Origin of the sequence: Gaoshiqia hydrogeniformans (genome assembly GCF_049347105.1) — a bacterium.
Taxonomy (GTDB): Bacteria; Bacteroidota; Bacteroidia; order Bacteroidales; family Prolixibacteraceae; genus Gaoshiqia; species Gaoshiqia hydrogeniformans.
Map to the genome: position 1 here is coordinate 5,581,748 of NZ_CP186334.1, position 16,403 is coordinate 5,598,150.

General features: G+C 48.1%; 9 protein-coding genes. All 9 read right to left on the bottom strand.

What is annotated here, in order from left to right; genetic code table 11:
* Positions 1-64 precede the first annotated feature (64 nt).
* Positions 65-1,594, bottom strand: coding sequence for a SusD/RagB family nutrient-binding outer membrane lipoprotein (locus tag ACOIT5_RS22245; RefSeq protein ID WP_423128354.1), 1,530 nt, complete (start codon positions 1,592-1,594; stop codon positions 65-67).
* A 78-nt stretch (positions 1,595-1,672) separates the two neighbouring features.
* A complete protein-coding gene (locus tag ACOIT5_RS22250) occupies positions 1,673-5,044 on the bottom strand; it encodes a SusC/RagA family TonB-linked outer membrane protein (RefSeq protein WP_423128355.1) in 3,372 nt (1,123 codons plus the stop codon).
* Positions 5,045-5,195: 151 nt separating this feature from the next.
* Positions 5,196-6,185, bottom strand: a complete 990-nt coding sequence (locus ACOIT5_RS22255) for a FecR family protein (protein WP_423128356.1) — start codon at positions 6,183-6,185, stop codon at positions 5,196-5,198.
* Between the two features lie 54 nt (positions 6,186-6,239).
* Positions 6,240-6,839, bottom strand: coding sequence for an RNA polymerase sigma-70 factor (locus tag ACOIT5_RS22260; RefSeq protein ID WP_423128357.1), 600 nt, complete (start codon positions 6,837-6,839; stop codon positions 6,240-6,242).
* Between the two features lie 68 nt (positions 6,840-6,907).
* Positions 6,908-9,541 (bottom strand): glycoside hydrolase family 3 C-terminal domain-containing protein, encoded by a 2,634-nt coding sequence (locus ACOIT5_RS22265; protein ID WP_423128358.1) that lies wholly within the window; start codon positions 9,539-9,541, stop codon positions 6,908-6,910.
* Between the two features lie 89 nt (positions 9,542-9,630).
* Entirely contained in the window at positions 9,631-10,923 is a 1,293-nt protein-coding gene (locus ACOIT5_RS22270) for a GH36-type glycosyl hydrolase domain-containing protein (RefSeq protein ID WP_423128359.1), read from the bottom strand.
* A 43-nt stretch (positions 10,924-10,966) separates the two neighbouring features.
* Positions 10,967-11,908 (bottom strand): ROK family protein, encoded by a 942-nt coding sequence (locus tag ACOIT5_RS22275; RefSeq protein WP_423128360.1) that lies wholly within the window; start codon positions 11,906-11,908, stop codon positions 10,967-10,969.
* 217 nt (positions 11,909-12,125) lie between these two features.
* Entirely contained in the window at positions 12,126-14,414 is a 2,289-nt protein-coding gene (locus tag ACOIT5_RS22280) for a GH92 family glycosyl hydrolase (protein ID WP_423128361.1), read from the bottom strand.
* 376 nt (positions 14,415-14,790) lie between these two features.
* Positions 14,791-16,389, bottom strand: a complete 1,599-nt coding sequence (locus ACOIT5_RS22285) for a RagB/SusD family nutrient uptake outer membrane protein (RefSeq protein WP_423128362.1) — start codon at positions 16,387-16,389, stop codon at positions 14,791-14,793.
* Between the last annotated feature and the right edge of the window lie 14 nt (positions 16,390-16,403).

The following is a 16,403-nucleotide window of genomic DNA, read 5'->3' on the forward strand; positions in this document are numbered from 1 at the left end:
AGATTGATCGGAAACTGCTGGTTGTTCCGGATCAATCCACACCCTTTTGAAATCAGTTTAAACCTTATTTAAGCAGCCACATCAGTTTATTGATCTCGTCGTACCCATCATACTGCCGATTCAGCGCCTCTTCGAGGTTCTCGCGGTTGTAACTGGTTTCCGAGCCGGGATACAGCCAGCGCACCGGAAGCGCATTTTTGTTATTTTCGTTCAGGCTGGTTAAGGGATTGATGGGGAATACAGGGTAACCGGTCCGCCGGTAATCGAAATAGGCAGTATAAGGATCCTGCATAAAGTTGAGGATATACCGTTGCATCCAGATTTGTTTGAGTTGCTCTTCGGAGGTTGACTTAAACGCGGCGTTACCTGTAAAATAGCTGTCGATATAGTTTTGATCGATCGCATTGCCGTGCGCATAACCGGCCGGGATGCTCATCATGGCGGCCAAAGCTGATTTCACGCCCGATTCATAATACTCCTGCGCCGTGCCGGCAGTAATCCATCCGCGGATGCGGGCCTCTGCTAAAATGAGCTGCTGCTCGGCATAGGTCAGCAACCTGCGCGGTTCGTTCGCTTCTTCCTGCTGGTAGCGGAGGTTGATCAGCGAATACACATTGGCGCTGTGATTGGCGTTCATCATGGCATAATCCATTTCAACGTCAACGCCCACGTAGGCAGCCGGTTCGGATGCGCTTTTCCCGGCGGCAATTTCAGCAGCCGATGGCTCGGCAAAATAATACAGACGCCGGTCGTTTAAGCTTTTTAACGAATCGACCAGTAACGAAGATGGAATCGTTCTGCCGGTAAACAGCGGGCTGGTGCTGTATAAAGGCTGCCTGTTTAACGACGAATAATTCAAGCCGAAAAATCCGGTGCCGGCTTCCAGCAGATAACCGCCGCTAACAATCTGTGCAAAACGTGTTTTCACGTTTAACGAAGTAACATTTTCTTTGGCGCTTAAGGTCATCAGCACCTTCAGGGCCAGGGCATTGGTTGCCCTGCGCCATTTGTCGGGATTGCCGTTATACGGAGTCGGATCGCCGGTAAAGGTAATGCCGTTGGCGAAATACTGCTCGGCTTCTTTCAGTTCATCCAGAATACCGATCAATACGCTTTCCTGGCTATCGTAAGCCGGTTTATACAGATCACCTGAGCCTTTTCCGGCTTCGCTGTAAGGGATGTCGCCCACCTGCATCGTCAGACGGTAAAACAGGTAAGCCCGTGCAAATTTGGCCACTCCCCGGTACGAGTTTTCCGTATTGTCGCCCATGGCATATTCCACCATCTTTTCAATATTCGGCAGGGCAAGCAGGGCATCAAAACCAACGCTCCCGATTTTATTGTACTGCGCATCCATCTGCCCTTCGTTGGCATAACCGACGTACTTGGGCAAGGCACTCTCTGAAATCAGCGCTTTGGCGTCGATTCCGCCGAATTTGGCCACCCTCAATACCACATTGGTACACAGCATCGAGGCGCTTACCTGGGTAGTGGTATCGGGATTGGTATTCATATCCTCAAAGTCGTTGCAGCCAAAAAGCAACGATAAGATCAGGATACTTACTAGTCCTATATGTTTGCTTTTATTTTTCATATTCTTTTTTTTTCGAATTACTAATCCTTGAAAATTTCGTTTTAAAATTTTTTTCAGCATCTTACGCAATTTACCTGTTTAGAAAGTAACTTTCAGGTTAACACCAAGATACCGTTGAGCAGGATCGATGAAATTCTCCGTGCCCCCATCCGGATCTGAATATTTAAATTGCTTTGCCCACAACAACACATTCTGCCCGATGGCCGAAACCGAGGCTCCCTTTGCATGGATCAGACTGCATATCCGCAGCGGCACATCGTAGGTAACCGACATTTCACGGATTTTGAAGAAAGTGGTACTGTAAGCGTCGAGTGGCGAAGGCGAACCGCCCCAGGCTGTTCCTTTATGGATCCGGGCAATGTAGTTCTTGTAAGTAACTTTTTCATCGTTTGTCGCATACTGGCGGGTGTCGCTCGTAATATTGCCGTAAGTGTCGTAGGTTGCCGCTCCCGAAACTACTTTTACGCCCTCGCCCAGGTAGTTACTGGTTCCGGGCTGGGTAGCATCCAGGTAACGCTCATTGGTAACCGATTTCGGATGGTTACCCGATAACCACATGTACATCTCGGTTGTGGTTTGGGCCAAACCTCCCACCCGACCGTCAACCGACATATTAAAGGTGAAATTCTTATACCTCAATGAAGTAGCCAGCCCCCAGATCCAGTCGGGATCGGAATATCCAAACACCGAGGTGTAAGGGGAATAAAGAGGAAGGCCGGCGCTGTGAATAAGCTGACCATTGGGGTCTTTCTGAAAATCGTTCAGGATATAATGGTCAGCCCGTTCCCCCACTTTCACCCAGGGTTTATCCACCGAGAATTCATCATCTAACTTGGTGTAATACCGGGCATATTTGGTCCAGTTAAAGCTAAGGTCCCATTTCCAGTCATTCGTTTTTACCGGTGTTACGTTGGCCGTTAATTCCACCCCGCGGCGGGTAATTTCTTCATCCGTATTGATGTAATTTGAATAGAACCCGGATGCCGGGCTGATCGGCGCCGATACAATCTTGTCGTATATCCGGTGATTATAATAGGCAAAATCGACTGATGCCCGGTTTTGCAGAACACTGACAATAGTCCCGATTTCATAGGTTTCGGAACCTTCGGCGTGAACATCGGTCCCCCGGATGGTAGACGGATAGGCCGCCGAGCTCATATTTCCCCAGGCATTGTTGGTTATGGAATACACCGAATTAATTTCATAGATATCTGAAGGTTTTCTCGCCGTAGTCCACGACCCGCGCACTTTCCAGAGCGAAAGCCAATCGGTTTCAGGCAGCAGTTCGCTTACAATAAAACTCGTTGCCACCGAGGGGTACAGGTATGATCGTTCTGATTTTGCCAGGGTCGAACTCCAGTCGTTTCGTAAAGTCCCTTCCACAAAAACCATATTGTTCCACGACAGCGACAAACGGCCAAACAAACTGTTCACCTGGCGTTTATATATCCGTGAACTGACTGCCACCGGGTTCACCGACGCTTTCAGCGAATAATATCCCGGAATAGAGAGACCGGCTTGTGTCCTGGCTTCAATGCCTTCGTCCTGAATGTAATTCATGGTCCCTCCAAACAAGGCATCCAGGGTAAAATCGCCAAATTTCCGGTCGCCCGACAGGATAAAGTCGTTATTGATACTGTAACCGCGGCCAATACCCGTGTTATACGAACCTTTTTTAGACTCGCCCCAGATTTGTGTCCCGTTTTTGATAACCGTAGAGGTGCCTCCCCCCTGGAAAGATCCCATCGAAACCCGGACAACCTGGCGATCGCTGTAGGTATCAAATCCTGAACGGAAAGTGGCTTTTAACCAGGGGGTAAAATCGTAAGTCAGGGCAACTGTTCCGTTAAAGATGTCCCGGTCGACGCTGTGAATGCGTTCATGACGATCGAAGTAGGGGTTGTTGTTGATGGAGGTGAAACTGCTGTTTTGCGATTCGTTTTTCACCAGCCAGTAATCTTTATATTGCCGGATGTCGTAATCGGGCGCAGCCCAAACCAGGATGTTATACATCGGGTCGTAACCGGTGTAGCCGCTAAAACCTACATTGGGCGAGGTTTGTTTATTGTACGACAGGGTAGACGACAAGGTGAATTTATTTAGTTTCATATCGCCGCCGAGGCTATAGGTAATCTTGTCGAACATCGAATTGGGATAATTTCCTTTATTGCGAACCCAGGTGGCCGATGAGCGAAGGCTCCCGTATTCTCCCTGTTGCACCACGCTAATGTTGTTGTTCAGAATGTAGCCCTGTTCCACGAAGTTCTCAAAGTTGTTTTTTCCGATTGGCAGATAAGGCATGGATTGATAGGTTTTTGAAACCGGGTCCCACTGGATCACCTGTTGCCCTTCCATCGGCGGCCCCCAGGCGCCATCGCCCGATCCGACATATTGATTGGTTGCCGTATTGACCACGCGTCCGAAGGTAGATTGGGTTTCAGGGATCGCCAAATAGCCCGCGGTAAACATGGTACCGCTGTTTACCGATACGCTTAAGCCTTTTTTACCACTCCCTTTTTTTGTTGTGACCATAATGGCCCCACCCTGTCCTTTGAAACCATAAAGCGCAGAAGCAGTAGCGCCTTTCAGCACGCTGATGTTTTCGATATCATCCGAAGGAACATCTCTCAAGGTCATGTATTCGTACGGCACCCCGTCGATAACCAGCAAGGGGGTTTCGCCGCGAAGCTGGATTTCGGGGGCCGCTGTAAATTCAGAGCTGTTTTTCACCAGCAAACCGGCTACTTTCCCGGTAAGCGAAGTTCCCATATCCACTCCTTTCACGGTTGCCAGGCTTTCACCCGCTACTTTCTGAACGGCGTATCCCAGCGCTTTTTCTTCCCGGCGTACGCCCAGGGCAGTCACAATCACTTCGCCCACGCCAATGGTTTCTTCCTCAAGTACAACCTGAAAATTACTCCTGTTGTCAACCGGAACCTCCTGGCTCCTCATTCCCACAAACGAAAAAACAAGGGTTTCGTCACCCGAAACATTGGCAACCGAAAAGCTCCCGTCAAAGTCGGTGATGGTGCCGATGGTAGTCCCTTTTACAATCACCGTCACCCCGGGAATCGGCTCCCCCTGCGTGTTGGTTACCTTTCCGTTCACTGTCCGCTTTTGTTGTTGCTGAAGACTGGATGGGTTTACGGATGGATCGTTGGCCGTAATGACCACGTTTTTACCAATATAGCGGTAGCTGTAGCCATCGCCCAACAAGGTATCCAGAATGTCTTCAACCGTGCTGTTCTCAAAATTTACCGTGTATTTTCTGGTCAGGTCCAATTGATCATTCTTGAAAAAGAATCCCACATTGCTGGTTTCTTCAATTTGCCTGAAAATCTCAATAATGGTTGACTCACTCACCTTCAGGTTAATCCTGGCGGTTTGGCTATAGGCACCCGTCGCCATTGAAATGATTGAGACGAGTAACAAACTAAGCGTTAGTTTCATAATTCGTACAATTTTTTGGAATCGATACCGGTTCCGGCCCGAGACCAAGTGATTTTTTTTCATACATTTGTGTGTTAAGTTCAACATTTAACTGTTTACCAGACAGTTTTTTAAAATTTAACCTGAAGTGCACCCTGCCCGGTGCACTTTTTTATTTGTTCAGATAGATGGTCGTTCCCTTTTCTTCCTGATCATCAATCGTGTAATTAAGCTCTGTTGTCAGTTTTAACATGTCCAGCAGTTGTTTCACTGTGGTTGTACGGCGGATGACGCTCGTGTATTTCACCTCCCTTAAAGCCTCATCGTTAATGACAACGGAAACGCCGTACCACTTCTCAATCTCCTTACAAATCTCTGCTAATGGTTTGTCGATAAAAACAAATTTATTCTCGGTCCAGGCAGTAACCAGACCCGGATCAATCTTTTCAAGCTGATACGAAGAATCCGGTTTCCGGTAACTGAACGTTTGATTTACCTCCAGTGACCGGATTTCCCGGTCATGCTCATCCAATACAGCAATGGCACCTTCGAGTAAGGTGGTCCGGCTCACTTCGTCATCCGGATAAGCCGACACATTAAAGCGTGTTCCCAGATCACGTATCTTGATGTTGTTGATGTTGACAATAAAAACCCGCCGTTCGTCGTGTTTGATATCGAAAAAGGCTTCGCCCTCCAGGCTGGCCAGAACTTCGCCTTTCTTCTCAGTTAACGACAGCGTGGTGCCCGAATTGAGCCAGATCACGGAACCATCGTCCAGGGTTACACGGGAAATACTTCCCTGTTCCGAATAAAATTGTTTGCAGGTTCCGGCTGGAGCAGGTTTGTATAGTTCATTTAAAAAGAATCCGCTGACCAGGGCCACGATCAAAATGGCAGCATACTTATACCAGCCTGGGTGCAATTTTTTGGATTTTGTTTTTGATTCCGGTTGAACTGAATGCCAAAACTCCTGGAATAACTCGGCTTTTCTTTGCTCCGACAATTTTTTCCCTTCGCTGATCTGTTGTACATCCCAAAGTTTTTTCAGGCGAATGTATTCCTGCCGGTCTGCCTGGTTATGATTTAATTCTTCAAAAAATACTTCCTTCTCCTGTTCGGATACCTGTCCAAGAAGCATTTTTAAGAAAGTTTGGTGGTTCATCTGATATCATTTTTACCAGTAAACACCAAAACCCGGGCATACCCTATTCAAAAATCAATTTTTTTCTATAAAATGATGCGTCACCCAATAAAACAGGGCTAAATATTCTTTCAGTCCGGCTCTCAAAAGCTTGAGCGCCTTCGTCATCCGGGCCTCAACGGTTTTCTCGCTGATATGCAGCCGTTCAGCAATTTCGCGGTACTTCAAATCCTCGAACCGACTCATTTTGAAAACTATTTTCAGTTCTTCGGGCAGATTTTCAATGGACTGATCCGCTTTCGTCCGCAACTCTTCAAATTCGAGATAAGACTCACCCAGGCGGCTTAACGATTCAATGGCATAATCATATTCGTCATGCCTCACCTGGTTCAGGTGTTTCCAGATAGTTTTCTGATTTCTCAGGTGGTTCAGACACAAATTTTTGGTGACCGTATATAAGAAATTTTTGACATTCGTCCCCGGAACAAGGCTTTCGCGGACTTCCCACAATTTCAGAAAAGCATCCTGAACAATACTTTCTGCAACAGACTGATCAGCGGTATATTGAAAACCCAATGCGTACAACACATCAAAAAAACCGGAATAAATCTTTTCAAATTCAGATTTACTCCCGTTTCTGATTTGTTCTGCATTATAATCTGCATGAATGTTCATCTTACACGACTAAGGAAACAATCGTGCAAATTAAACATTCCGGGAAGGAAAGCAAACAAGAATGCGCTTTATTTTATCGCGGTGGTTTTTCCTGAAACGAGGAAACGTCCGGATACCGTTCCGGTTGTTTCGGCGTCGGTTCGCCCCGAAAAGCCAGGTTGTTTGCCGCCGACGGCAATGGTAAACCATCCGGGTTCAATCACCCGTTGCTCTTTTTTGTCAATCATAGACAACTGGCGCGGTTGCAAAGTAAAGCTCACCGTCTTGGTTTCTCCTTTTTTCAGATGAATACGCTCAAAACCTTCCAACTGCCTTATGGGACGGGGCGTGGTTGCTTTTTCATCGCTCAGATAGAGCTGAATCACCTCGTCGCCGTCGCGGTCGCCGGTGTTCGTTACATCAACCGAAACGGTAACCGGCTCTCCCGCATTCACCTTTGAAGGGATTTTCAGGTTTGAATAGGCAAAGGTGGTATAGCTTAAGCCGAAACCAAACGGATATAACGGCTCTTGCCGAAAATAGCGGTAGGTGCGACCCTCCATGTCATAGTTTTCGAAGTCAGGCAACTGCTCAACCGATTTGTAGTAGGTTACCGGAAGACGTCCGCCCGGGTTATAATCGCCAAACAACACATCGGCAATGGCATTTCCGCCTTGCTGCCCCGGATAACCGGCAGTGAGGATCGCCGGCACCTGTTCGGCCGCCCAGTTTACCGAAAGGGCGCTTCCGTTGATCAAAACCAGTACAACCGGTTTACCGGTAGCGACCACTGCCTGCATCAGTTCAAGCTGGTTTTTGGGCAAGTCGAGGCTGGTCCGGTCGCCGCTGGAAAAACCTTCCAGTTCGATTTTCATTTCCTCGCCCTCCAACCGCTCATTCAGTCCCAAAACCAACACCACCGCATCGGCATTTTTTGCGGTTTCAACAGCCTGACCAAGCATATTTTCCTGCGGAACAGCCCATAGCAGGCAGGCTGTGGCATCGCCGTAATAATTTTTGTATTGCACTTCGATGTGGTAACGCTCCCCGGCTTTCATCTCCACTTTCACCGGCATGATATTGGCATGGTGCTCATGATTTCCGCCGGTTGCCAGCTTACCATCGATTATAATTTTCATGAATGGCTTTCCCCAGTCGCTTAAATAGTAAGTCCCGGTTTTGGGCGCGCTGATGTAACCGGTCCAGCGAATGCTGAAACTTCCTGTTTCCAGGCGCGGATCGGGGGTGCCCATATCCCACACAAAGTCGATCCGGTCGTCAACCTGGGTATATAACGGTTCACCTTGCAGCTGATCATTGGCAAAATATTCGCCGTAAATTCCTTGTTCTCCTTCTTTTGTTTCGAGATAAACCGACGGAATTGTTTTCATAGCCGGAATGCCTTCTGCCAAATCGGTTCCCTGGGCATACAGCACGTTAACCTGTGGTTCCAGTTTGTTTTTGATACCTTGCAGCACGGTTACCGGATTGAACGGAATGCCGTTGTAATTTCCCCAAAGCGACTGCACGTCATCGGCATTTGGCCCGATCACGGCAATGCTTTTTAACTCTTTTGAAAGCGGCAGGATTTGGCCGGTGTTTTTTAGCAGAACAATACTCTCGCGGGCTGCTTCGCGAGCCAGTTTATCGTGGGCCGGACTATTATTCACCGAGTACGGAATCTGTGCATAGGCGACCCGTTCAACCGGATCGAACATCCCCAGTTTAAAACGGGCCGTGAACAAGCGCTTTACCGCCACGTCAATTTCCTGTTCGGTAATTAAGCCTTTTTCAACAGCTTCGCCCAAGGCCTTGTAGGCGCTTCCGCAGTTCAGGTCGCAACCTTGTTTTACGGCCAGTGCAGCCGCCGATGCAGCATCGGGTACAATCTTGTGGTATTTCCAGATATCGGCAATGGCCCCGCAGTCGGACACCACGTAACCGTCAAAAGCCCATTGATTTCGCAGGATATCAAACAATGCGGTGCTGGCGCAGGCGGCTTCGCCCCGAAAGCGGTTATAGGCTCCCATCACCGAATACGCGCCGCCATCGACCACCAGCGTGCGAAAAGCAGGCAGGTAGGTTTCGTGCAGATCGCGTTCGCTGACGTCAACGTCAAACTCGTGCCGAAGCGGTTCGGGCCCCGAATGTACCGCGTAATGTTTGGCTGTAGCAACCACTTTCAGGTAATCCGAATCGCCGCCCTGCAAACCCAGCACAAATTCTTTTCCCAACTGGCCGGTGAGAAAAGGATCTTCTCCATAGGTCTCATGTCCGCGGCCCCATCTCGGATCTCTGAAAATATTAATATTCGGCGACCAGAAAGTCAGTCCCTGATAAATTCCCCGCTCCCCGCGACGAACAAATTCGTGATGTTTGGCCCGCGCTTCGTCCGAAATTACCGACGCAACCCGGTTGACCAGCCCGGCATTCCAAGACGCGGCAATTGAAATGGATTGCGGGAAAACCGTGGCATAACCGGCACGCGCCACCCCGTGCAAACATTCGTTCCACCAATTGTATTTGGGGACGCCAAAACGTTCAATGGCCGGCGATTCATATAATAACTGATCGATTTTCTCCTGAACGGTTAAGCGAGAAACCAAGTCTTCCACCCGTTGGTTCAAGGGTAAATCAGGATTTTGAAAAGGGAATTCGTATTGAGCTAGTGCCTGAAAGCTCATGGTTGCCATAAAGGCAAAAATCAGAAATAGGTTTTTCATAATAGCTGGTTTTGTCTGTTCTGTTCTGGTAGGCAAATATAGGAGATTTTCAGGATTTAATCCAAACAAAAATTCCCGGTTATTTGTGATTATTTCTTTCCAACCGCTTCTTCCAACAGTTGAATGGCCACATACAAAACACCGGCCTCTCCCCTGAAGGTCCCTGACCCCCGGGGTTCATTGTTGATGGAATACCACTCGTAAAAGCCGTCATTTTGCATCACCCGTTCGGTCATCGGCAAAAGTTGCGTGTACGCTTCTTCAACAAAACCGTTTTTTACCAGTTGCTGAATCATGCGGCCTCCGAACCAGGTCCAGTCGCCGCCATTTTGATAGCCGTAAGGGTACATGCCTTTGTTTTTGAAGAAACCTTCGGGATAGGGAGGATAAAGCGTCAGCCCGATGGATGCCGCACCGGCCAGTTCAACCCGCCGGATCATTTCGTCCAGCGAGGCTTTAATTTCAGGTTTCGAAAGCAGGCCTGCTTCTATCGCGATGGCGGTGCCTCCAAAATAATAAATTTCATCTTCGTTAAAATCGTCGGGGAAAGGCGAACCTTCCAAATAAATGTGCGGCCTGAACTTCTGCTGTTTCTCATCCCATAAGTGTTTGCGCGTATTTTCGAAAACAGCATTTCGCACCGGAGCCCATTTGGTTTTTGCATAGGGAAGCATTTCCATCAGGTTATCCAGCGCAATAATAAACATGGCATTATCATAAATATCGATGGCGCGGTGGGTGTTCTCATCCAGGTCGACCCCCCAGTCGTGTTCGGGCTGAACATCGCCCCAATCAGCGGTGGTGGCTCCCCATAACAAACCGTATTGAGAAGCATAGCGGTGGTTGATCAAAAAAACCATCGCCTGTTCCAGGCGCTCTGCAACGGCAACACCGTCAATTTTTTCATCCAAAACGGCTTGGTCGCCGGTACATTTGATGTATTTGCAAACCGCCTGCACCAGCGAGCTTTCCTGGTCGGTTTCTACCGTGTTTTTATGCCCAGCATATTCCGGCGCCAGTTCCGAATAGGTAAAATCATACCGGATTACCGTATCCTGACGGGGCGTAAACCCGTCAATGATATTTCCGTCTTTTTCCTGCATGCGAAAAAATACGAGCAGGTTTTCCTTCAGTTCAGCGGCATCGTACACTTCGGCGGCCAATTCGATGAACGTGTTGTAGTCGCGGATCCACACTTCGCGATAGCCGTCACCTGCATTAAAGCCGGTTTTAATCACCTCAACGGCTTTTAGTTTTGTAAAGGCGATCGATTCGTTTTCTTTTATTTTTTGGGCCAACTCTGGTGTTAAGCCGGATTTCTTTCCCGGCTGACAAGCCGAAAAAAAGAAGATCAACAGAAACATTAAAACGGGAATACGCATACTCAAACGGATTATAAATGAATAAACAATCAACGTAATCCGGCTACATGTTTGCCAGACAAGGCGCCACCCGCTCCCAAAAGCCGGTTTCGATCAAACGGGCGCTGCCGATAATAGCAGCAGTTTCTTTAAGCGCCGACAGTTCGACTTTAATGTCCAGACCTTCTTTCTGCAAGGCCTCGTTCAAGGCCGGCTGAAACAGCGGAAAGGCGTTGGAAATATTTCCGCCGATCACCAGCGCCTCCACGTTAAACTTTACAAACCAGGGCTGAAGCAACTCCACCAGTTTCCTGCCGAAGTCGTCGAAAATCGCCTGGGCTTCGGGTTCACCGGCGGCAGCCACAGCCACCTCTTTGGCGCCGGTTACCGTCTTTCCGGTGGCTTCCAGGTACCGCGCCACCAAACCGCGGGTTGAAAAATAATCGTCGGCAATACCCTTCCCGAAAGGTAAATGCCAAACGCATCCCTGATCGGGCACCTCGTCGCCGGCCGTTACCGGCAAACTGTCTTTCAGAAAGGCCGAGCCAAAACCTGTCCCAAGCGTGACAGACAAAGAGCGCGATGAGCCTTTGGCCTTGCCTACCCAATCTTCGCCGATCGCAAAGGCTGTTGCATCGTTGATAAAACGGACCGGAAGACCGGCAGGCAGCTCCAGGTATTCACGCAGGGCTTTTGGTACATCCAGCCCGTAAATATTTTCATACTTATTGTTTTCGCCTTTAAAAAGCGGGATTCCTTTTTCATAGTCGAATGGCCCGGGCATAGCAAAACCAATCCCGGCCACCTGCTCAACTCCAACCAGATCAATCGTCTTTTGGATTGTTTTTCCCCACGATTCAATAATAACCTCTGCCCCGGCATGGTTATCCAGATCATTTTCGGCAAAGGTATCTTTCAGGTAGTTTTGTGTTTCCAGATCGAAAGCGGCGCTGCTCACGTGGCTCCCGCCAACATCAACGCCAATGGCAATTTTTTTTACATTCATCGTCTATAAGTTTATGATCCAGGTTTTATTTTACGGTCGTATGTCTGGACATACAAATATAATTGATCTGGTTTCAGAAAAAAATGAACCGATCAAAAAAGGGCTGATAAAATTCGGAAAGAGAAACCAAATGGATGGCGGGTTAAAGATTTCCGCCAGAGACTTGGTAAGGAGTAGCAAATCTCTGGCGGACATTTTATTCTGAAAAAAAGTTCTATTACCGGTTATTTTCTTTTGAAAACGAATATGGAAAATCGCTTTCACTAATTCCCCGGTTTTTGTTTGGCTGGTCGCTCATGTTGAAGTTAATTTTAGCGCCTTTCATCAGTTCGGGGTATTTGAAATAGTTTTTGCTCCAGGTTTTCCCGTTCAGTTTCACGTCGTGTACAAAGCGGTTCGCGGCATTGTTTTTAGGCGCGCTGATTTCGATGGTTTTGCCGTTTTCGAGTTTCACGGTGATTTTCTGAAACAGCGGCGCGCCGATTACATACTCGTCGGTTGCCGGAGCCACCGGGTAAAAACCCATTGCCGTGAATACATACCAGGCCGAGGTCTGCCCGTTATCCTCGTCGCCACAGTAGCCGTCGGCCAGAGGCGTATACAGCCGGTTCATCACTTCGCGCAGCCAGTATTGCGTTTTCCACGGCTGGCCGGCATAGTTGTACAGGTAAATCATATGCTGGATAGGCTGGTTGCCGTGGGCGTAGTTGCCCATGTTCATGATCTGCATCTCGCGAATTTCGTGGATCACCTGCCCGTAATACGATTCATCAAAAACCGGCGGCACGATAAAAACCGAATCCAGCATCGTCACAAATTCCTTTTTACCACCCATCAGGTCAATCAGGCCCTGCACATCGTGGAAAACCGACCAGGTATAGTGCCAGCTGTTTCCTTCGGTAAAAGCATCGCCCCACTTAAACGGGCTGAAAGGAGACTGAAAAGTGCCGTCTTCGTTACGACCGCGCATGAGTTTGCTTTCCTGGTCGAACACATTTTTGTAATTCATGGCCCGTTTGGCAAAAATACTGATCTCGCTCTCGGGCTTCCCGAGCGTTTTTCCGAGCTGGTAAACGCAATAATCGGCAAAGGCATATTCGAGCGTACGGGCTACATTTTCATTAACCCCGACGTTATAAGGCACATATCCCAGTTTATTGTAATAATCAACACCAAAGCGGCCCACCGAATGCAGCGGTCCTGCGTTTTCCGAGTTTTTCACCACAGCATCCCACAAGGTCTCAATGTCGTAGCCGCGCAGGCCTTTCAGGTAAGCGTCGGCAACAATGGTGGCCGAGTTGGAACCGATCATGCAGTCGCGGTGACCGGGGCTGGCCCACTCCGGGAGCCATCCGCTTTCTTTGTATGTATTGGCCAGGCCCTCCTGGATCTTTTCATTTAGCGAAGGGTACATCAGGTTGAAAAACGGAAACACGGCGCGGAAGGTGTCCCAAAAACCGTTGTCGGTAAACATATAGCCGGGCAGTACCTGTCCGTTATACGGACTGTAATGTACCACCTGACCTTTTTCGTCGAACTCGTAAAACTTGCGTGGAAATAACAATACCCGGTACAGACAGGAATAAAACGTTTTGATCTGGTCGTCGGTTCCGCCTTCAACCGTGATGCGCGAAAGTTCTTCATTCCAGATCGCTTCACCTTTGTCTTTTACCTCATCAAACGAATCACCGCCCAGTTCATTCAGGTTGCGTTCGGCCTGTTCGTAACTAATAAATGAGGAAGCTACGCGGGCATGGATTTTTTCGCCCTTTTTTGTTTTAAACTGAATGGCGGCGCCCACGTGGTTGTCCTGCAGTTCCGTTTTACCCGAAACGACTTCGCCGGAACTCCAAACTTCGCTGTTGACAAAGGGTTTGTCGAAAACAACCACAAAATAATTTTTGAAGTTCTCGGGCACACCACCGCTGTTACGGGTGGTGTATCCAATGATTTTGTTTTCTGAAGGGATGAGTTTCACATAGGAGCCCCGGTCGAACGCGTCCACCAGCACCCACGATTGTTCGTTATCGGGGAAGGTGAAGCGAAAGATGGCCGCCCGTTCGGTCGGGGTGATTTCGGTGACGACATCATAATCAGCCAGATAGACTTTATAATAATGCGGCCTGGCTGTTTCGGCCTTGTGCGAAAACCAGCTGGCGCGGTCTTCTCCCTTGATCTTCAGATCGCCGGTACCTGGAAACAGCGAGAACTGGCCGTAATCGTTGATCCACGGGCTGGGCTGGTGGGTCTGTTTGAAGCCCTGGATTTTATTGGCACCATAGGCGTACACCCAACCGTCGCCCATTTTTGCGGTTTGCGGCGTCCAGAAGTTCATGCCCCAGGGCAAAGCAATCGCCGGGTACGTGTTCCCGTTCGACAGCTTAAATTCAGAATCGGTGCCCATCAGCGTGTTCACGTAATCGACAGGCTTAAACTGTTGCGCCCGGACAGCTTGAAAGGAAATAGATAAAAGAAATGCAAATAGGAAGTTTAATTTTCTACTCATGGTTGTTCGTCGATATAGGTTAATTTAATACAATATCAGGTTTATTAACAGGAAATTAAAAACACAAAATCCTTCCACTGACGATGAATTTCCTTCCCTGAAAGGAAGGCCCAATATACACAAAGTTCTGTTTTTCCTTCATCTGTTAAATTCCTTTAGCAGCTTCAAAAAATTGTTTGCACACCGCATCGGAAAGATCGTTTATACCTTTGTTTATATACAACCAACAGGAGGAAAACTCACACATTAAGGAAAATTTTCAGATAATGTCCACCTGAAAAGTCGCCATTCATCCTTTTACTTTCATTAATAAAAACGGAAAAAGCCCGAAAGTTTAAGTACTCCCGGGCTTTCGGATTATCTAATTGGTTTAGGATTATTCATAGTTTGGATTCTGAACCAGCGACGGATTCCGTTGCATCTCGTTATCCGAGATCGGCCATACCAAATGTTTCTCCTGGAATGTTTGTCCCCAGGGATTTGTAGCGCCAACCACATCAACAAATGTAACCACTCCCGGGTTAGCATCGCTGGTAACCGGATATTTCCGGGTACGCTGAATATCTTCCCAGGTACGGAAATCATACACCAGTTCCCGCATCCTTTCGATCCAAACCTGCTGAATGAAGGCATCTTTAGACAAACCGCCCAGTGAAGTTTCAATTTCAGCGCGCGGCGTTGTGGTATAAGCTCTCACACGCACGTCGGTCAGGTATTTAATCGCTTCGGTTGTCACCCCTTCAGACTGGGCAATGGCTTCGGCTGCAATCAGCAAAAGTTCGGCATAGCGGTAAATGGTAAAATCTTTCCCGCACTGGCCGGTATTTAGCGCCGCATCTTCGTCGTACCACACCCATGCACCCGGCGTTTTATCGTCGGCAAATACCTGGGTGACCTGCTGGCCATCTTTTTCGTAAGTATAGGAATACTGGAAAAACTGCTGATGCTGAGCACGCAGGTCTTTGGTTTTATCGTACACATTCATATACTGCTTAACCGGGCGATAGGCATTGTTGGTAATGGAATACTTCAGTACGCCCCAAGTCGAAGCCACATTCGGCAAGCTGGTCTGTACCCGTCCATTGTTCGTAGCAATACTCGATTCAAACTCGTAGGTATAAATGTATTCCGCATTGTTGTCCTGTGTACGAATCTGGTTGTACGCGCTCCCAAGTAAATGATCGGTATGGGTCAGCAGGGAATGTTTTCCCCGGGTAATCACGTTTCTGGCGGCAGTAGCTGCATCGGCATAATTATCGGCCAAAACCGGATAACCGCTCATAACCAAATAGACATGAGCTAAAACCGTTTCAGCCGTATTTTTGGTGATGCGATGTCCGTTGCTGGTGAATGCAACATCAGGTAATCCGGTAATGGCATCTTTCAGGTCTGTAATAATCTGTGCATACACGACCGAAGCCGATTCACGGGCTACATACAAATCGCTCAGCGATTCATAGGGTTCCAGAATAAAGGGTACATTCCCAAAGAATTTCACCAGATAAAAATAGTTGAATGCCCTAAAAAATTTGGCCTCTGCCATCAGCGAGTTTCTCTGCGAATCAGTTAAATCAGGGGTTGAAGGAATGTATTTAATCGCAGTATTTGCCCTTGAAATTGCTCCGTAAGCGCCATCCCATACGCCATCCATCGATCCGGCGATATTCTTGCTGGTGATTGATAATTTCTGGCTGTAGTCGGCAATCACTTCCTGTCCTTTATATTCGTTATCGAAGAAACCGGAAAGGTAACCGCCATGCGACGCTGTTTGAGGCATATAAACGCCACCGTTGGCGTAGAAAGAAGGAGCGCCTGTCCGGTACAGAGCGTTCACAGCGCTGGTTGCATGAGCCGGAGCCGAGAAATACTGGTCAGTACTCATTTCACTTCTGGGTTCTTCATCCAGGAAATCGCTGCATGACATGAAAATGCCCAGTGTAACCGTAAAAATTAATCCAAATATTATTCTTTTCATTTCTGTTCGATTCA